At 67.2% G+C, this 17,111-nt stretch carries 16 protein-coding genes and 1 pseudogene; 9 read left to right on the top strand and 8 right to left on the bottom strand.

Annotated elements, in window-relative coordinates; all coding sequences use genetic code 11:
• Nucleotides 1-6 precede the first annotated feature (6 nt).
• Nucleotides 7-699: a metallophosphoesterase gene (locus BSG17_RS04465; RefSeq protein WP_089821448.1), complete on the bottom strand. Its 693-nt coding sequence runs from the start codon at nt 697-699 to the stop codon at nt 7-9.
• A gap of 77 nt (nt 700-776) precedes the next feature.
• On the opposite strand from BSG17_RS04465, the gene BSG17_RS04460 reads away from it, so the two are divergent.
• A complete protein-coding gene (locus BSG17_RS04460) occupies nt 777-1,556 on the top strand; it encodes a DUF7839 domain-containing protein (protein WP_089821446.1) in 780 nt (259 codons plus the stop codon).
• Nucleotide 1,557: 1 nt separating this feature from the next.
• Here the strand turns inward: BSG17_RS04460 and BSG17_RS04455 are convergent, their stop codons facing one another.
• Both BSG17_RS04455 and BSG17_RS04450 read right to left on the bottom strand, forming a co-directional pair.
• Nucleotides 1,558-2,160 (bottom strand): J domain-containing protein, encoded by a 603-nt coding sequence (locus tag BSG17_RS04455; RefSeq protein ID WP_089821444.1) that lies wholly within the window; start codon nt 2,158-2,160, stop codon nt 1,558-1,560.
• Between the two features lie 121 nt (nt 2,161-2,281).
• Nucleotides 2,282-2,545: an MTH865 family protein gene (locus BSG17_RS04450; protein ID WP_089821443.1), complete on the bottom strand. Its 264-nt coding sequence runs from the start codon at nt 2,543-2,545 to the stop codon at nt 2,282-2,284.
• A 114-nt stretch (nt 2,546-2,659) separates the two neighbouring features.
• On the opposite strand from BSG17_RS04450, the gene BSG17_RS04445 reads away from it, so the two are divergent.
• The gene (locus tag BSG17_RS04445) at nt 2,660-3,706 is read left to right on the top strand and encodes a M42 family metallopeptidase (RefSeq protein WP_089821442.1); all 1,047 of its coding nucleotides are present in this window, start codon (nt 2,660-2,662) and stop codon (nt 3,704-3,706) included.
• Nucleotides 3,707-3,819: 113 nt separating this feature from the next.
• Nucleotides 3,820-4,554, top strand: a complete 735-nt coding sequence (locus tag BSG17_RS04440; protein WP_089821440.1) for a plastocyanin/azurin family copper-binding protein — start codon at nt 3,820-3,822, stop codon at nt 4,552-4,554.
• Nucleotides 4,555-4,647: 93 nt separating this feature from the next.
• On the opposite strand, the pseudogene BSG17_RS04435 reads toward BSG17_RS04440, so the two are convergent.
• Nucleotides 4,648-5,695: pseudogene (locus BSG17_RS04435) on the bottom strand (glycosyltransferase).
• 166 nt (nt 5,696-5,861) lie between these two features.
• On the opposite strand from BSG17_RS04435, the gene BSG17_RS04430 reads away from it, so the two are divergent.
• Nucleotides 5,862-7,664 carry a S9 family peptidase gene (locus tag BSG17_RS04430; protein ID WP_089821986.1) on the top strand — a complete coding sequence of 601 codons (1,803 nt, stop codon included), beginning with the start codon at nt 5,862-5,864 and terminating at the stop codon, nt 7,662-7,664.
• 59 nt (nt 7,665-7,723) lie between these two features.
• Complete coding sequence (locus BSG17_RS04425) at nt 7,724-8,146, top strand: universal stress protein (RefSeq protein ID WP_089821438.1); 423 nt, start codon at nt 7,724-7,726, stop codon at nt 8,144-8,146.
• Nucleotides 8,147-8,170: 24 nt separating this feature from the next.
• On the opposite strand, the gene BSG17_RS04420 is transcribed toward BSG17_RS04425, so the two are convergent.
• Nucleotides 8,171-9,778 carry a M14 family metallopeptidase gene (locus tag BSG17_RS04420; protein WP_089821436.1) on the bottom strand — a complete coding sequence of 536 codons (1,608 nt, stop codon included), beginning with the start codon at nt 9,776-9,778 and terminating at the stop codon, nt 8,171-8,173.
• A gap of 208 nt (nt 9,779-9,986) precedes the next feature.
• Here BSG17_RS04420 and BSG17_RS04415 point away from each other — a divergent pair, with 208 nt between their 5' ends.
• The 3 genes from BSG17_RS04415 to BSG17_RS04405 all read left to right on the top strand — a co-directional run bounded on the left by BSG17_RS04415 (nt 9,987) and on the right by BSG17_RS04405 (nt 12,503).
• Nucleotides 9,987-10,406, top strand: coding sequence for a cobalamin B12-binding domain-containing protein (locus tag BSG17_RS04415; RefSeq protein WP_089821434.1), 420 nt, complete (start codon nt 9,987-9,989; stop codon nt 10,404-10,406).
• 4 nt (nt 10,407-10,410) lie between these two features.
• On the top strand, nt 10,411-11,487 hold the full coding sequence (gene meaB, locus BSG17_RS04410; RefSeq protein ID WP_089821432.1) for a methylmalonyl Co-A mutase-associated GTPase MeaB: 1,077 nt from the start codon (nt 10,411-10,413) through the stop codon (nt 11,485-11,487).
• 77 nt (nt 11,488-11,564) lie between these two features.
• The gene (locus BSG17_RS04405; protein ID WP_089821430.1) at nt 11,565-12,503 is read left to right on the top strand and encodes an alpha/beta fold hydrolase; all 939 of its coding nucleotides are present in this window, start codon (nt 11,565-11,567) and stop codon (nt 12,501-12,503) included.
• 57 nt (nt 12,504-12,560) lie between these two features.
• Here the strand turns inward: BSG17_RS04405 and BSG17_RS04400 are convergent, their stop codons facing one another.
• The gene (locus tag BSG17_RS04400) at nt 12,561-12,935 is read right to left on the bottom strand and encodes a Zn-ribbon domain-containing OB-fold protein (protein ID WP_089821428.1); all 375 of its coding nucleotides are present in this window, start codon (nt 12,933-12,935) and stop codon (nt 12,561-12,563) included.
• Entirely contained in the window at nt 12,932-14,098 is a 1,167-nt protein-coding gene (locus tag BSG17_RS04395; RefSeq protein WP_089821426.1) for a thiolase domain-containing protein, read from the bottom strand. The genes BSG17_RS04400 and BSG17_RS04395 overlap by 4 nt, the downstream gene beginning before the upstream one ends.
• 131 nt (nt 14,099-14,229) lie before the next feature.
• Here BSG17_RS04395 and BSG17_RS04390 point away from each other — a divergent pair, with 131 nt between their 5' ends.
• Nucleotides 14,230-15,456, top strand: a complete 1,227-nt coding sequence (locus tag BSG17_RS04390) for a nucleotide-binding protein (protein WP_089821424.1) — start codon at nt 14,230-14,232, stop codon at nt 15,454-15,456.
• Nucleotide 15,457: 1 nt separating this feature from the next.
• Here the strand turns inward: BSG17_RS04390 and BSG17_RS04385 are convergent, their stop codons facing one another.
• Complete coding sequence (locus BSG17_RS04385) at nt 15,458-17,068, bottom strand: long-chain-fatty-acid--CoA ligase (RefSeq protein ID WP_089821422.1); 1,611 nt, start codon at nt 17,066-17,068, stop codon at nt 15,458-15,460.
• Between the last annotated feature and the right edge of the window lie 43 nt (nt 17,069-17,111).

Raw genomic sequence — 17,111 nt, 5'->3', positions numbered from 1 at the left:
CGTGACCTACAACATCCGCCGGAACTCCCCGAGCGGCGGGAACCGAAGCGTCTCGTGGCTGTCCGCGTCGTAGACGATGGGTCGAAAGACGTCGGCGTCGGTGACGAACGGCGACTGGAAGTCGCTCGTCTGCATCTCGTTGACCGGGACGCCCGCCGCGAGGCGGTTGAACGCCGGGAGCATCAACACGTCCGTCCCGCGGTAGACGCCCTCACCGAACAGATAGCAGGGGCGGCGCCGTCCTTCGATCTCGATCGCAGGATGGTCGTGGCCGACGACGTAGCGCGTCGCCGGGTCGTCGACCAGTTCGTGACCGTGACAGATCACCGTCCCGTCGTCGAGTCGGTAGCTGTCGTGGACGGGGCCGTCCCACACCTCCGAGAGGACGGTGTCGTGGTTGCCGGCGACGAGCACCAGTCGTGCGCCCACGTCGTGACAGCAGCCTGCCAGTTCGTACAGACTCGCCTCGATCGACGGAGCGACGTGAGAGAAACTGTGGAGCACGTCGCCGGCGACGACGACCTCCGCAGGGTCGTAGTGAGCGAGTAACCTGTCGAGTCGCTCGTGGAGGTCCGACCGCTCGCCGAGCGGGAACTCCACGCCGGAGGCCTCGTCGCGGCCGACGTGGAGGTCGGCGACGACGAGCACTTCCGGTCCCGCGAGAAACACGGCGCGGTCGCGAAACGACAGGTCGTGCACGGTAGAGCAGTGTGTGCGGAGCGATAAATCGCTACCGTCCCACGTGGGTTTATACGCTGGCCGTCCAACTCCGTTCTATGAGCGGAGCCCTGGAGGACAAACGCACCGCGACGCGCTTTCGCATCCTCGTCGAGATCGCCGACCGACAGCCAGCGGTGAGTCAGGGCGAGATCGCCGACGCCGTCGGCGTCACGAGTCAGGCCGTCAGCGAGTACATCCGCGATCTCGTCGACGACGGTCTCGTCGAGAAGGAGGGTCGCTCCCGCTACCGCGTCACGAAGGAGGGGGTAGACTGGTTGTTCAAGGAGGCCGCCGCCATCCGGCGGTTCGCCGACCACGTCACCGAGGACGTCCTCGAGAGCGTCCAGGAGGACGCCGCCGTCGCCACCGCCGACATCGAGACCGGCGAGACGGTGACGCTGACGCTCCGAGAAGGGCTGCTCCACGCCACGCCGGGCGACGAGGGTCCGGCGATCGGCGTCGCGACGACGGACGCAGAGGCGGGGACGGACGTCAGCGTCACCGGGTTCGAGGGCGTCATCGACTTCACGCCCGGCAGCGTCACCGTCTACCAGGTGCCGCCGGTCCGCGACGGCGGGAGTCGAAGCGTCGACCGGGAGGCGCTCGCCGCCGCCGTCGAGGACGCCGAACTGGTCGTCGCGGCGGGCGTCGAAGCGGTCGTCGCGCTCCGGTCGCTGGGCAGCGACCCCGCCGTCGCCGTCGCCGCCGGAGCCGTCGCCGCCGAGGCTGCCGCTCGCGGCGAGGACGTCGTCGTCGTCGCGACCACCGACGCCGTCGGACGCGTCACCGACGAACTCCGCGACGGCGACGTCTCCTACGAGGTCGCCGACGCCTAACCTAACTCTCCTCGGCGTGTCCCTTCGCCGTCGTGTACGCCTCGCGCAGTCGCTTGAACTCCGTCTGGTCGCCGCCGTGATCCGGATGCGTCTCCTTCACCTGCGAGCGGTAGGCCGTCTTGATCTCGTCGCGAGTCGCTGTCGCCGGCAATCCGAGGCGGTCGAACGCGGCCACCACGGGATCGTCGAGGTCCTCCTCTGGAGTCTCGAACTCGGGTACCTCGAAGGGGAGCCGTCGGCCGAGCTGCGACCCCGGCATCTCGTGTTCGCAGAGGACGGCGTACGTACCCGCACGCTCGATGTGGAAGTACGCCTGTGCGTCGAAGGTGATGGCGACGCCGCGACTGGGGAGGTAGAACGCGACCGTATGGCCGTGAACCGGGTGGTCTTCGGCGAACGGTTCGCCGATCTGCGAGAGGTAGTCGCGGATCTCGGCGCGCCGTCGCGTCGTCCCGTCGAACCGCTGGGAGGGGTCGATGGGTGCCGTCGGGTAGAGCCGGTCGGCGGCGACGAAGATACCCGCGACGACGATCGAGGCGGCGACGCCGACGCCGAGTCCCGTAAGGAGCCACGGCGGGAAGATCGAGAGCCACTCGGGCAGCACTACAGACTGCTTGGGCACGGGAGCTAAAGAACCTCTCGCCGCCGGCGGTCGGTCATCGACGACCGACCGTCGATCAGTCGCCGGCGACGAGACGAAAACTGCGTGCGAACGTGTCGACTGTCTACAGCATCCCTTCCGCGCGGAGCCCGTCCATCACGTCGTCGACGAGCTCCTCCGCGGAGTTGTACGGGAACTCCTGGTGACTGCCGAGCTTCGCGGCCATCTCCATCGCGGTGAAACTGGTGTCGCCGGCCTCGAAGCGCGTCCCCGGACCGTTCGGGAGCGCGGGGACGAGGTCCATCTGATTGCTGACGGGGTATTCGGCACCGTTGAACGCCTCCAGGAGCTGTGAGCGGATCTCGGCTGCGGTCTCGTCGTTCGACATACCCGTTCATGCACACAACGGGCGCAAAAGCGTTCCGGAACCACACTAAACTCATTGGAAGTTTTGTAGACGGCGACTGGGAGGACTTTTGCGGCGACTCCGCCAAGCGTGGACATGGCTCTCGACTTCGACCTGCTGAAGGAGTTGACCGAGACGAGCGGTGTCCCGGGCTACGAGGACCGCCTCCGCGACGTCGTCCGCCGCGAGTTCGACGGGGTCGTCGACGAGGTGCGCTCGGACGCGATGGGGAACCTCGTCGGCACCGTCGAGGGGGCGAGCGACTACGCGGTCGTCGTCGCTGCCCACATGGACGAGATCGGGTTCATGGTCAAACACGTCACCGACGAGGGGTTCCTGCAACTGGACGCGCTCGGCGGGTGGGACCCGCGCATTCTGAAGGCCCAACGCGTGACCGTACTCACCGAGGCGGGCGACCTCCCGGGCGTCATCGGGTCGGTACCGCCGCACACGCTCACCGAGGAGCAGAAGGAGAAGGAACCGAAAGTCGAGGACGTCTACGTGGACGTCGGTCTGCCGAGCGACGCCGTCGAGGAGCGCGTCGACGTCGGCGACCTCGTGACGACGGCCCAGACGACCGTCGAGATGGGCGACCACCTCACCGGGAAGGCGCTGGACAACCGCGTGTCGGTGTTCGCGATGCTCGAGGCCGCCCGGCGGCTCGACGACCCCGACGTGACGGTCCACTTCGTCGCGACCGTCCAAGAAGAGGTCGGACTCCGCGGGGCGGAGGCGATCGGCGTCGACCTCGACCCGGCTCTCGCTCTCGCGCTGGACACGACCGTCGCCAACGACGTCCCCTCGTTCGACGCGGCGGAGTACGTGACGGAACTCGGCGACGGTGCGGCGATCAAGCTCAAAGACTCCAGCGTCATCACGAACCGGAAGGTCCACCGCCGACTACGCGACGTCGCCGAGGCTGAGGAGATCGACTACCAACTCGAGATCCTGCCCGCCGGCGGGACGGACACGGGCGGCCTCCAGCGGTCCCACGGCGCGAAACCCGTCGGTGCCATCTCGGTGCCGACGCGCTATCTCCACACGCCCACCGAGAGCGTCCATCGCGACGACGTCGCCGCTGTCGTCGACCTCCTGACCGCCTTCCTCGACAGCGAGACCGGCGAACACGACTACACGCTGTAGCCGCCGAAACTCGGTCGTCGCAGACTGTTCCCGTCACCGATGGCTCACACCGTTGAGACGTGAGCGCGGGCGGAACCAAAGTATTCACTATGGACGACTCCCAACGGCCGACAATGACCGACGGCAACGCAGATCTCTCGCGGCGTGCCTTCCTGACGGCAGCGGGGACCGCAGTGGCGGCGGCGGGCACTGCGGCCGCCCAGCAAGAGGGCAACGGGACCGCGACGGGGAACGAGACGACGACTGCGAGCGGCGATAACGCCACCACGACGGCGGCCGGCAACGAGTCGTCCGGCAACGCGTCTGCAGGTAACGAGACCGCCGGCAACGAGTCGTCGGGTAACGAATCGTCGGGCAACGAGTCCGGCGGCGGCGGTGGCGGCGGCGGCATGTCGAAGACGGTTACCGTCGGACCGGAGGGCGAACTCGTCTTCGACCCCGCGGAGGTCGAAGTCACGCCCGGTTCGACGATCACGTGGGTCTGGGAGTCGGACAACCACAACGTCGTCCCCTCGTCGGTTCCGGAGGGTGCTTCCTGGAAGGGAAGCGAAGGCGGCGACAGCAAGACCTACGACACGGGTCACGAGTACTCCTACACCTTCGAGACGGAGGGGACCTACGAGTACTACTGTTCGCCGCACGAGAGCGCCGGGATGACCGGGACGATCAGCGTGACCCCGGACGCCGGCGGCGGTGGCGGCGGTGGTGGCGGCGGCGGGTCGAGCGTCCCGACCGTGCCCGACAGCGCGAAGTCCCTCGGCGTCGCGACGTCGTTCTCGATGGTTGCGACGCTCGGGCTGGCGTACTTCTTCATGAAGTACGGCGGCGACTACGGTACCGAACAGTAGTACGCAGTAGTCGGCAACCCTCGCTCTCTCTTTCCTCTCGGTTCTCTCGTCGGACGTCGAGTGCCACGCTCGCCGTCTTGTCGCCGGTCGGTCCTAGAAGAAGCCGTAGCCGTCGACGACGTCGCGATAGCAGTCGAGATACCGTTCGAGCACCTCGCGGTGGTCGAAGGCGGCGAACGAGTCGTCGTACGTCTGCCGCTCCAACTCGCCGGCGGCGACGATCTCGTCGGCCAGTTCCTGGGGGTTCGTGACGAGCGTGCCGCGCTCGCGCCCCTCGACGAGTTCGTGGGCGCTCGACCCCGCCTGGTACTCGACGATGCCGACGCAGCCGGCGGCGAGTCCCCACAGGAGGTTCGTCGGGAACGCCTCGCGGGTCGCAGTCTGGGCGAACACGTGGGCGCCTTTCAACACCGAGACGCGATCCTCGAGCGGCAGGTGACCGAGGAAGTCGACGCGGTCGGCGATGCGGAGGTCGCGAGCGGTCCGCTCCGCCCGGTCGCGTTCGGGGCCGTCGCCGACGACGGCCGCGCGCCAGTCGCGGTCCCGCAACTCGGCCAGCGCGAGCAGGAACCCCTCGACGTTGGCCGCCTCGTCGAGTTCTCGCGCGTAGACGACGTCGGCTCGCTCGTCGACCGGTGCCTCCCGGACGAGCGACAGATCGACGCTCTCGGGGATCACCCGGACGTCGTCCGCGGCGGCCCCATACTCGCGGACCTGCGTCCGGACGGTCTCCGAGGGTGTGACGACCGCGTCGGCCTTCGTGGCGGCGCGGCAGTAGTTCGACGCCGACCCGGTACCCTCGCCCCACCAGTCGACGACGACCGGGACCCGGAGCAGGCGAGCAGTGGTCGTCGTGGCGATGACGGCCGACGGCGGTGTGACGGCCGCGTGAACGACGTCGGGTGAGAGACGTCGCAGCGCGAGCGGGAGTTTCGAGGCGAACGCCTTTGCCGACGGGTCAGCGGTGACCGCGCGGTACGAGATGTTCGAATTCCCGGACGTCGCCGTCCCACCAGCGCGCACAGAGCACGGTGACGTCGTGGCCTCGCGCGGCGAGGTGGCGGGCGATCCGTCGCGTCCGCAGCGTCGCCGGCGTCTCCTCGTGATACGCCGTGACCATCGCAACGAACGCGACTCGCATAGTCCGCCGTTCGTGTCGCACGATAAAACCCACGTCTTTCCGAACTGACTGGTCTTCCTACAGATCGTCGCCGGATCTCTCGTGTGACGTCGACGCGGAGAGACCGGCGTCGCCGAGACGGGACACCACCCAAAACCGTTTGTCCCCTGCGGTGGAAGCCCGGGTCATGTACGACATCGAACGCTATCTCAACATCCGCAGCGCCTACGGCGCCTCCTTCTCGCCGAGCGGCGAGACGCTCTCGTTCCTGATGGACACGACGGGCACCTCGCAAGTGTGGAGCGTCGGCGGCCCGGGCGAGTGGCCCGACCAACACACGTTCTACGACGAGCGAGTCACCTTCGGGTCGTGGTCGCCCGAACGACGCGAACTCGCCTTCGGGATGGACGAGGGCGGCAACGAACGCGACCAGCTCTACCTGCTCGGTCCCGACACGGGCGAGATCACGAACCTGACGCAGCGACCCGACGCCAAACACTGGTGGGGCGGATGGAGTCACGACGGCGAGCGGTTCGCGTTCACCTCCAACCGCCGCGACAACTCGGTGTTCGACGTCTACGTGCAGGCCCGCGACGCCGTCGGCAACGACGCCGAACTCGTCTACGAGGGCGACGGCTGGCTCAACGTCGGCGGCTGGAGCCCGGACGACAGCCGCCTCGTCGTCACCGAGGCGTACTCGAACTTCGATCAGGACGTCTACGTCCTCGACATCGACTCCGGTGAGTTGACTCACCTCACGCCCCACGAAGACACGATCCGCTACCAGAGCGTCACGTGGGGGCCGAAGGGAGAGAACCTGTATCTCGTCACCGACGACGGTGCGGACACGCTCTACCTCGCCCGCCTGCACGTCGAGACGCGGGAACTCACAACCGTCGAGGAGGGCGGCGACTGGGAGCTCGACGGCGTCGCCATCGACCACGACACCGGCCGACTGGTCTACTCGCAGAACGTCGACGGCTACACCGAACTGACGACGGGGACGCTCACGGACCCCGACACCGTCGAGACGTTCCCGCAGCCGGAGCTCCCCGAGGGCGTTGCCGGCGGCGTCAGTTTCGGCCCCGACGCCGAGCGGTTCGCGCTCACGGTGACGGGGAGCGCCGACAACACCAACGTCTACGTGATCGCGATGGAGACCGGCGAGGTCCAACGGTGGACGCGGGCGGCAACGGCGGGCATCCCCCGCGAGACGTTCGTCGAGCCGGAGCTCGTCCACTACCCGACGTTCGACGACCGACAGATCCCGGCGTTCTTCACGCTGCCGGCGACCGACACCGGCCACGGTGAGACGCCCGTCATCGTCGACATCCACGGCGGCCCCGAGTCGCAGCGTCGCCCCTCCTTCAGCGGCGTCAAACAGTACCTCGTCCAGAACGGCTACGCCGTCTTCGAACCGAACGTCCGCGGGTCGGCGGGCTACGGGAAGGCCTACGGCCACCTCGACGACGTCGAGAACCGGATGGACTCGGTGAAGGATATCGAAGCAGCCGTCGAGTGGCTCCACGACCACCCGGCCGTCGACTCCGACCGCATCGTCGCGATGGGCGGCTCCTACGGCGGGTTCATGGTGCTCGCCGCGCTCACCGAGTATCCGGAACTGTGGGCCGCCGGTGTCGACATCGTCGGCATCGCCAACTTCGTCACGTTCCTCGAGAACACCGGCGACTGGCGGCGCGAACTCCGCGAGGCGGAGTACGGGAGTCTGGAGGACGACCGCGAGTTCCTCGAGTCGATCTCGCCGATCAATAACATCGACGCCATCGAGGCGCCGCTGTTCGTGCTCCACGGCGAGAACGACCCGCGCGTCCCGGTCGGCGAGGCCGAACAGATCGTCGAGGAGGCCCGCGAGCAGGGCGTGCCGGTCCGCAAACTGATCTTCGACGACGAGGGGCACGGCTTCTCGAAGCTCGAGAACCGCGTGCAGGCGTACACCGAGATCGTCGACTTCCTCGAAGAACACGTCTGAGCGTCTCCCGGCCTCCCCCGTGGCAAACGTCATTTTGTCACGGCACGTACGTTTCAGGGATGTACACGAACATCCTGCTTCCGACGGACGGGACGAAGGGAACCAAGCGCGCCGCCGACCACGCAGTCGAACTCGCCGCGACGCACGGGGCGACGCTTCACGTGCTCTACGTCGTCGACACCGGCCAGATGGGGTTCGTCGCGACGCCCGGCGACATCGGCGAGACCAAACAGCTGCTCCGGAAGCGGGGCGAAGAGGTGATAGAGCGCGTCGTCGTCGACGCGGAGGACGCCGGCGTCGACTGCGTCACCGACATCGCGTCGGGAGTCCCCGACCAGGCGATACTGGAGTACGTCGACGAACACGGAATCGACCTCGTCGTCATGGGGAAACGCGGGCTGCTCGACCCGGATCGCCACTTCCTCGGTAGTACGACCGACCGCGTCCTCAAGCGGACGGACGTCCCGGTTCACGCGGTCTGAGGCGTCGAGTAGTCCGAGACCGCCTCACGCCTCGAAGACGAGGTAGCCTACTTCTTCCTCGCCGTGGGTGCGGTCGAGGTCCGCGCTGTCTTCCTCCTCGACGAACACGTCGACGCCCGACGAGGTGAGGTTCTTGTAACGGAGCCCACAGGGTTCTCTGTCGTTGAACGTCTGGATGCCGGCGACGAACACGGGGTCGTCGTAGCTCCGGTCGAAGTCGATGTGGTGCCACGAACTGCGGACGTCGCGTTCGACGTTCGCCTCGAAGTTCGTTCCGTTCATGACGCCGGTTCCGCGCTCGATGGCGATCCAGCCCACGAGTTCCTCGCCGTGGGACTGTCCGGTCTTCGACTCCTCCATCTGGAGGTACACCTCGAACCAATCGGTCCACGGCCCGCGGATGCGGGTGACGACCGGCGTCGAGTCGTTGTACGTTTGGGTCTGTGCGAGCACGATCGGCTGGTAGTCGAACTGCTCGTCGAACCGGACGACCGTCTTCTCCGTGTCGGCCCGTACCGTCCCGACCTCCATCCGCATCCCGTCTCCGAGCGTGTAGCTGCCGGGGTCGATGGCGAACGCGCCAGTCTGTTCGTCGTAGTGCTTGCCGTTCTCGTTCGCCCACTCCTCGATACGCGCCTCGAACTCCGTGTGGCCGACGCGGCGGAGGCGCGGGTGACACGGGTCGTCGCCGACGATGGAGAGCGGTTTGGCGATGACGATCGGGTCGTCGGAGCGGTCGCCGAGGCTGTACTGCTGCCACGGGTTGTCGAGCGTGAGGTTCATCGCGCTGAACGGCGGATCCGTCGAGAGCGACGACGAGGCGGAGACACGGTGCTGGCCGTACTGGCGCATCACGTGTTCGACCGTGTAGAGATGCCACTGAACCCCGTCTTCGAGCGGCGCCTTCTCGGTCACCTCACAGGTGTAGCCCGGGCGGTCGAGCATACCGGCGACGCGATGCATGAGCATGTCGCGGTCGGCGTCGAGGGTGTTACCCATCAGGTAGGCCATGTCGCCCGTGAGGCCGAACTCGTCGTTGAGGTCGGCGATAGCGTTCTCCCCGTAACTACGAGAGGGTGACGTCCACGTCGGGAACAGCGCCTGTCCGACGCTGCCGTCGCCGGATTTGTAGATACCGCGTGCCGAGTGCAGGTCGAACACCCAGTCGGGGTCGTGTCGGGCGACCTTGTTCCAGATCCCCTCCGCCAGCGGGTGGGTGCAGTCGCCGCCGAGCGGCGGGAACTCGCGGTTCAGGTCCGTCCCGTCGACGTAGCGGCTGTCGTTCGCGATGGCGACCACGTTGCTGCGGGGGACGACGACGAGCTTCCCGCAGTCGACGGTCCACTCGGCGATCTCGTCGGCGGCGAGATAGCCGGCCCGCTCGTCGCCGTGGATTCCGCCGACGACCATCGTCGTCGGTCCACTCTGCCCCGAGTCGTAGACGTAGACGGTCGTCTCGTACTTGGTTCCGGTCATCATCTGGTAGCTGGAGCGGTCCGTGGCCGCCGCGGCCGACGAGGAGAGACCGGGTAGCGCCGCGAGTCCGACGCCGAGCGCCGTGGCACCGCGGAGGAACGACCGCCGGCCGACCGAGTCCACACCGTCTGTCGCCGAATCTGTGTGTCGAGTCATGATATTACAGCAGAGTGTCTGTCGATCCGATATATGATAGCTCGCTAACAGCAGGGTAATCCCGACAGGTAACCGATCTGAAACCACGACTTCCCCGAGAGTGGGGAGACTGAGGGGTCGGCCCGTGTCCACTGGCGACGTCGGCCGCCGGACGGTCGTTCAGGAACATCCGTTAGAATCAAAGCGACCGACGGCGAACCACGGAGGTATGAGCGCAGATCAGGAACAGCGAGCGATCCGGTGTCTCGTCGCGAAGGTAGGACTGGACGGTCACGACCGCGGGGCACACGTCATCGCTCGGGCCTTTCGCGATGCGGGGTTCGAGGTCATCTACTCGGGGCTGCACCGCGCGCCCGACGAGATCGTCCAAGCAACGGTTCAGGAGGACGTCGACGTCCTCGGCATCTCCATCCTCTCGGGCGCGCACAACACGCTCGTCCCGAAGGTCATCGAGGGACTGAAAGAGTACGACGCCTTCGAGGACACACTCATCATCGTCGGTGGCATCATCCCCGACGACGACAAGAAGAAACTGAGAGAACTCGGCGTCGCCGAGATCTTCGGGCCGGGGACCCCGATGAAGGAGACCATCGAGTTCGTGCGAGAGAACGTCCCTGAACGGAACTGATCCGATGAGTCACGCCGCACAGAGCGATCTCGTCGACGACCTCCTCGACGGGAAACACCGTGCGCTCGCACGGGTCATCACGAAGATCGAGAACCGCTCGCCGGGCTACCGCGACGTCGTCTCGGCGCTCCACGAACACACCGGCCACGCCGACGTGATCGGCATCACCGGCAGTCCGGGAGCCGGCAAGTCGACGCTGGTCGACAAACTCGCCCGGACCTACCGCGACGAGGGACTGACTGTCGGCGTCATCGCGGTCGACCCCTCCTCGCCGTTCACCGGCGGGGCCGTCCTCGGCGACCGCATCCGGATGGCGTCGAACGTCGGCGACATGGAGGTGTTCTTCCGGTCGATGAGCGCCCGCGGCCAGCTCGGGGGGTTGTCGACGGCGACGTCGGACGCGGTGAAGGCGCTTGACGCCTTCGGCAAGGACAAGATCATCATCGAGACGGTCGGCGCGGGACAGAACGAGGTAGACATCGTCCGCACGGCCGACACGGTGACCGTGCTCGTCCAACCCGGCAGCGGCGACGACGTCCAGATGCTGAAGGCGGGGATCCTGGAGATCGGCGACGTCTTCGTCGTCAACAAGGCCGACATGCCGAGCGCCGACCGCACCGTCGCCGAACTGGAGGAGATGATCCACATGCGAAACGACCCGACGGCGAACCTCGATCTCGGCCACCACGGGTTCGAGGAACCGGAGCTGCCGTCGGGCGACGACGGGGGCGACGAGAGCGGGGCGGACGACGAGAGCGAGGAACGGTGGACCCCAGAGGTAGTCAAGACCGTCGCCAAGGACGGTGAGGGGATCGACGGGCTCGTCGATCTACTAGCTGAACACCGAACGTACCTCGAGGAGACGGGTCGGCTGGCGGCGAAAGCGCGGATGCGCTACGCCGAGGAGATTCGCCAACTCCTGCGCGAGGACACCGCCCACCTGCTGGAGGGGGAACTCGACCGGCGAGGGGGAATCGAAGCGTACGCCGCGGCGATCTACGACCGCGAGACGGACCCCTACACCGTCGCCGACGAACTGATCGAACCCATCGCCGACTGCGTCGAGGAGCGTCGAGAGTAGGTCGGTATAACTCTTTTCGCTGGACGGCGACGACGGCGGGGTCAGGGTATAAGTTCGGCCCGAGCGACAGAGAGGGTATGAAGCTCAGTCGCGCACTCGGCGTCGCCGCCGTCGGCGTCGGGACCACCGCCGTCGTCAACCGGACGCTCAGAAAGCGGGCCGGCGAACTCGAACCTGCACTGCCTGGTGACCAACGGACCTACCGCTGGCGCGGGATGGACGTCGCCTACACGGAGGCGGGGAGTCCGGAGAACCCCGACCTCGTTCTCCTGCACGGCATCAACGCCGCCGGGTCCGGCGGTGAGTTCCGCGAGATCTTCTCCAATCTCGCCGAGGACTACCACGTCGTCGCGCCCGACCTCCCCGGGTTCGGTCGGTCGGACCGCCCGCCGCTGCGGTACTCGGCAGCGCTCTACGAGGACTTCGTCGCCGACTTCGTCGGCGAGTTCGACGACCCGTTGGTCGTGGCGTCGTCGCTGACCGCAGCCTACGTCACCGCCGTCGCCGACGAGTCCGACGTCTCGCGACTCGTGTTCGTCTGTCCGACGGCGACGGCCGGTCCCGAACAGAAACAGGCGGTCCGAGAACTGCTGCGTGCGCCGCTCGTCGGCGAGACGACGTTCAACGTGCTGACGTCGAAGCCGGCGATCCGGTACTTCAACGCCGACCACGGCTACTACGACCCCTCCGCGGCGGGCGACGAGTGGACCGACTACGAGTGGCGGACGAGCCACCAGCGGAACGCGCGGTTCGCCCCGGCGTCGTTCGTCAGCGGCTATCTCAACTCCGAGGTCGACCTCGCGGCGACGCTCCGCGAACTGGACGTCCCGGTCACGCTCGTCTGGGGGCGCGAGGCCGACATCACGCCGCTCTCGGACGGACGCGACCTGGCCGACGAGGCCGACGCCCGCCTGGTCGTCTTCGACGACGCGAAGCTCCTCCCGCACGTCGAACACGCCGAGGCGTTCGTCGAGACGCTCCGACAGGAGCTGACGGCCGACACCGACACGTCGTAGCGCGTCGATCTCTCACGTCGCGTCACGAGGGTCGCCGTCCGACACGTACGCCGTCGCTCAGCGGAGACGGAACCGAACCATCCGGTTCTCGCTCGTCGGGTTGACGGTGGCGCCGGGTTCGACCGTCGTTCCGACTTCCACGTCGTCGACGACGTCGCCACCGACGACGCCCGTCAGGCGGACGTCTCCGAAGTCGGCGACGACCGTCGCGTAGGGTGCCTGGTCACTGAAGTCCGGTGCGGGGACGTGGACGACGGTGAACGTCTCGACGGTCCCCGTCTCGGGGAGCGGTTCCTCCGAGAGCTCGGGGGACCCGCAGTGCGGACAGACCCGCCGCGGCGGGAGCGATCCGTGACCCTGCTCACAGGCGAGATAGTAGCCCTCGCCGTCCTCGAGCGCGTCCAGCCACTCGTCGTAGCCGGCGTCGGTCATCGGGTCACCTCCAAAACATGAACGACTGCACTCGCGACGGTGCCACCCGCGTTGTGGGTGAGGCCGACTTCCGCATCCGAGACGGCGTCGCTGTTCGGGTGGTCGCCGCGGAGGAGGCGCGTCATCTCGACCAGTTGGCTGCCGCCGGTCGCGCCGACGGGGTGACCTTTCGCCTTCAGCCCCCCCGAGAGGTTGATCGGTCGGTCGCCGTCGATGGTCGTCTCACCGCGGCGGGCGGCACCGATCGCTTCGCCGGGGTCGTAGAAGCCGAGCGACTCGAGCGCCATCACCTCGGCGATGGTGAAACAGTCGTGGACCTCCGCGACTTCCACGTCCTGGGGACCGACGCCTGCGTCGTCGTAGGCCTCGTCGGCTGCTTGCGTCGCGGCGGGCGTCTGTGCGAGATGCTCGCGGTCCTGCAGCGCCATCTTGTCCGCCCCTTGTCCCGTCCCGGTGATCGAGACGGGGGCGTCGAGGTCGTGCTCCTCGGCGTACTCGTCGCTGACGAGCACGAGCGCGCTCGCACCGTCGGTGATAGGACAGGCGTCGTACAGGTGGAGCGGCGAGGCGACCGGCGGCGCGTCCAGCGCGTCCTCGAGGGTGATCTCCTTCTGGTACTGCGCGTACTCGTTGTCGAGCGCGTGCCGGTGGTTCTTGACGGCGATGTGCGCGAGATCCTCGCGCGACCCGCCGAACGCCTCGAAGTACGCCTGTGCCATCAGCGCGTAGGCACCGGGGAAGGTCATCCCCGACCGGACCTCGTGAAGTTCGTCGGCGGCGACGGCGAGCGCTTCGGTCGCGCCGTCGGTGTCCATGTTGGTCATTCGCTCCATCCCGCCGGTGAGCATCACGTCGTTCTCGCCCGAGCGGATGCTCTTGACGGCCTCGCGGACGGCGACGCCCGCGGAGGCACACGCCTGTTCGTAGCGGGTGCCAGGACAGGCGAGTCCGGCCGCCTCGGCCATGAGCGGACCCTGGTGGCCCTGTCGCTCGGCGAGTGCGCCCATGAAGTTGCCGTAGTTCAGATGTTCGATGTGGTCGCGGGGGACGTCCGCATCTTTGCGTGCCGCGAGTGAGGCCTCGGCGAAGAGGTCCCGACCGGTCCGGTCGGGGTGACTTCCGAAGTGAGTGAGGCCGACTCCGGCGACTCGTACGCCAGTCATACACGAACGTCAATGAGGGTGAGAGTGAAAGACTTGCCGGATACGGCGACTGCTGTACCATGTCTCCTCTCTGCTCACGAACACGTCAATGTTACAGATATTTTTAATATGGATGCTGTCACAGTATCGCCATGGTCAGGGGAGCGGTCTACGCTGTCGCAGGGGCGAAGGGTGGCGTCGGCAAGACGACGACGAGTCTCAACCTCGGGGCGGCGCTGGCGGCCGCCGGACGCTCGGTGGCCGTCGTCGAACTCGATCTCGCGATGGCGAACACCGCGGACTTCCTCGCGCTCGACGTCGACCCCGAGACGGACACGACGCTCCACGACGTGCTCGCGGGCGACGCGTCGGTCGACGAGGCGGTCTACGACGCCGACGACGGGTTCGCCGTCGTCCCGAGCGGGACCACGCTCGACGGGTTCGCGGGCGTCGACGTCGACCGCATCGGCGACGTCCTCGCGACGCTCCGCGGGCAGTACGACGTCTTGTTGCTCGACACGGGCGCCGGACTGAGCCACGAGACGCTGCTGCCGCTGGCGCTAGCCGCCGAGACGGTGCTCGTCTCCTCGCCACGGGTCGCCTCCGTCCGCGACGTCGAGAAGACCAAACAGTTGACCGAGCGCGTCGGCGGCACCGTCGCCGGCGCGGTGTTCGTCCGTTCGGGGACGGGGACCTCTCCGCCGGTCGACCGCATCGCGACGTTCCTCGACGTCCCGCTGCTCGGCCACGTACCGGAGGACGACGCCGTCCCCGCCTCGCAGGACGTCGGTCGCCCCGTCGTCGCACAGTCGCCGGGCAGTCCCGCCGCCGAGGCGTATCGAGCGATCGCGCGTCGCCTCGACGACCGCGACGTCGCCGTCCCCGACGAGAGGCGGGTCGCCTCCAACGCCGTCCGCGCCCGCGCGGAGACGGCCAAGCACCGCGACGGGTTCGTGTTCCCCGGACGCGACGAGTCGGACGACGATTCGATGGCAGAAGGTGACGAGTCAGATGCGACGGACGAGTCGGACGACGACTCGACGGCAGGAGGTGACGAGTCAGACGCAATGGACGAGACGGACGCGACAGAGTCGACCGAAGCGACCGTTCGAAGCGAAGAAGAGACGACCAACGGCGAGAGCGACGAAGACGGGTCCCGTGACGTCGACGAGAGCGACGAAGACGAAGCGCCGTCGACGACCGATGTGTCGAGACAGGACGACACCACGGACGCCAGCGGCGAGGAGGGTCGATCGGCGTCACCGACCGACCCGACCGCACGCGACCGTGGTGACCGGATCGGCGATGAGGACGAGAACGAGGAGGGGATCCGCGGACGACTCGGCGCGGTCGTCCGGGCGGTTCGCGGACCGTTCTGAGCTAGCCTTCGCCGACCATCCGGTCTTCGTCCTCCCACTCCTGTTCGCGCAGTTCGTACTTCTGGATCTTCCCGGTCGCCGTCTTCGGCAGCTGGGCGACGAACTCCACCTCGCCGGGCACCTTGTAGGAGGCGATACGCTCGCGGCAGAACGCCCTGATCTCTTCGCTCGTCACGCCCGGGTTGTCCGGGTCGCCGTTGGCCGGGACGAGGAACGCTTTCGGCGTCTCACCCCACTCGTCGGAGGGAGCCGGGATGACGGCGACGTCGGCGACGGCGTCGTGTTCGAACAGCGTGTCCTCGAGTTCGATGCTGGAGATGTTCTCACCCCCGGAGATGATGATGTCCTTCTTGCGGTCCTGGATGGTGATGAACCCCTTCTCGTCGACGGCGGCCAGATCACCCATGTGGTAGTAACCCTCCAGCCGGTCGTTGAACGCCTCCTCGGTCTCCTCGGGTTTCTCCCAGTAGCCGTCCATCACCTGGTTGCCGCGGACGACGATCTCGCCGATGGTCTTCCCGTCAGGTTCGACGTCGTTGCCGTCCTCGTCGACGACGCGCACCTCCGTCCCGAGGTAGCCGATCCCCTGCTGTTTCTTCACGGCGAAGCGGTCGTCGGACTCCTGGTCGAAGAACCGCCGCGCGTCGGAGGTGGTGATGAGCGGTCCCGTCTCGGTCGCACCGTAGACGTGTTTGAGATACCATCCGAACTCGTTCTCGACGGCTCTGATGCTCGCCTCCGGCGGGGCGGCCCCGGCCGTCGCAACCCGCACGGGGTTCTCGCCCGTCGTCGCCGGGTCGTGCTCTTCGTAGTACTCCTTGAGCATGTTGAGCACGGTCGGTGCGGCACAGAAGTACGAGACGCCCTCGTTCTGGACGCGGTCGAAGATCTCCCCCGCGTCGATGCCGCGGGTGCAGACGTGTCGCGCGCCCGCTCCCGTGATCGCGTAGATGTGACCCCAGCCGTTGACGTGGAACATCGGGAGCGTCCACAGGTAGACGTCGTCGTCCCTGATCTCGTGGTGGATGCTGATGAGGTACGCGTGCAGCGACTCCGTTCGGTGGGTCCGACAGACGCCCTTCGGGTCGCCGGTCGTCCCCGAGGTGTAGTTGATGGTGATGACCTCGTCCTCGTCCATTTCGGGACGGTCGTAGTCGGTCGACTCGGCGACGAGGTCGTCGAACGACTCCCACTCGCCTTCCACAGCGTCGACGTCGTCCGTGATGAACACCTCCGTCGGCACGTCGTCACGGATCTCCTGTATCTTGTCGGCGAACTTGGCGTCGGCGTAGATCGCCTTCACTCTGGCGTCGTTCAGCATGTACTCGAAGTCGGTGGCCACCAGTCGATAGTTCAGCGGCGTGTGGATGGCTCCGATCTGCATCGACCCGTACGCCGCCTCGAGATGGTAGTGCGTGTTCGGGTCCAACACGGCCACACGGTCGCCCTTCTCGACACCGCGTGCCTGGAGGGCCGCCGAGAAGCCGTCGACTCGCTCGCCGAGTTCGTCGTACGTGTATCGTTCACCCGTCGTCGCGAGCACCGCCTCTTCGTCACCGTAGTGTCGTCGAGCCCTGTCGAGGAACTCCGTCGTGAGGAGCGGTTTCTCCATACGCATTTCTCAATGAAGGTTCGTGATATAGGTTGCGGGATGG

Source organism: Halogranum amylolyticum, from assembly GCF_900110465.1.
In the GTDB taxonomy this organism is placed as follows: Archaea; Halobacteriota; Halobacteria; order Halobacteriales; family Haloferacaceae; genus Halogranum; species Halogranum amylolyticum.
The sequence above is the reverse complement of the archived record's forward strand: the minus strand, read 5'-3'. Positions and strand labels throughout refer to the sequence as shown.

Excerpts from the sequence above, each read along its gene's own strand:
- BSG17_RS04460 (WP_089821446.1), top strand. The coding sequence starts at position 777 with ATGAGCGGAGCCCTGGAGGACAAACGCACCGCGACGCGCTTTCGCATC.
- BSG17_RS04450 (WP_089821443.1), bottom strand. The coding sequence starts at position 2,545 with ATGTCGAACGACGAGACCGCAGCCGAGATCCGCTCACAGCTCCTGGAG.
- BSG17_RS04445 (WP_089821442.1), top strand. The coding sequence starts at position 2,660 with ATGGCTCTCGACTTCGACCTGCTGAAGGAGTTGACCGAGACGAGCGGT.
- BSG17_RS04440 (WP_089821440.1), top strand. The coding sequence starts at position 3,820 with ATGACCGACGGCAACGCAGATCTCTCGCGGCGTGCCTTCCTGACGGCA.
- BSG17_RS04430 (WP_089821986.1), top strand. The coding sequence starts at position 5,862 with ATGTACGACATCGAACGCTATCTCAACATCCGCAGCGCCTACGGCGCC.
- BSG17_RS04425 (WP_089821438.1), top strand. The coding sequence starts at position 7,724 with ATGTACACGAACATCCTGCTTCCGACGGACGGGACGAAGGGAACCAAG.
- BSG17_RS04420 (WP_089821436.1), bottom strand. The coding sequence starts at position 9,778 with ATGACTCGACACACAGATTCGGCGACAGACGGTGTGGACTCGGTCGGC.
- BSG17_RS04415 (WP_089821434.1), top strand. The coding sequence starts at position 9,987 with ATGAGCGCAGATCAGGAACAGCGAGCGATCCGGTGTCTCGTCGCGAAG.
- meaB (WP_089821432.1), top strand. The coding sequence starts at position 10,411 with ATGAGTCACGCCGCACAGAGCGATCTCGTCGACGACCTCCTCGACGGG.
- BSG17_RS04405 (WP_089821430.1), top strand. The coding sequence starts at position 11,565 with ATGAAGCTCAGTCGCGCACTCGGCGTCGCCGCCGTCGGCGTCGGGACC.
- BSG17_RS04400 (WP_089821428.1), bottom strand. The coding sequence starts at position 12,935 with ATGACCGACGCCGGCTACGACGAGTGGCTGGACGCGCTCGAGGACGGC.
- BSG17_RS04395 (WP_089821426.1), bottom strand. The coding sequence starts at position 14,098 with ATGACTGGCGTACGAGTCGCCGGAGTCGGCCTCACTCACTTCGGAAGT.
- BSG17_RS04390 (WP_089821424.1), top strand. The coding sequence starts at position 14,230 with ATGGTCAGGGGAGCGGTCTACGCTGTCGCAGGGGCGAAGGGTGGCGTC.
- BSG17_RS04385 (WP_089821422.1), bottom strand. The coding sequence starts at position 17,068 with ATGGAGAAACCGCTCCTCACGACGGAGTTCCTCGACAGGGCTCGACGA.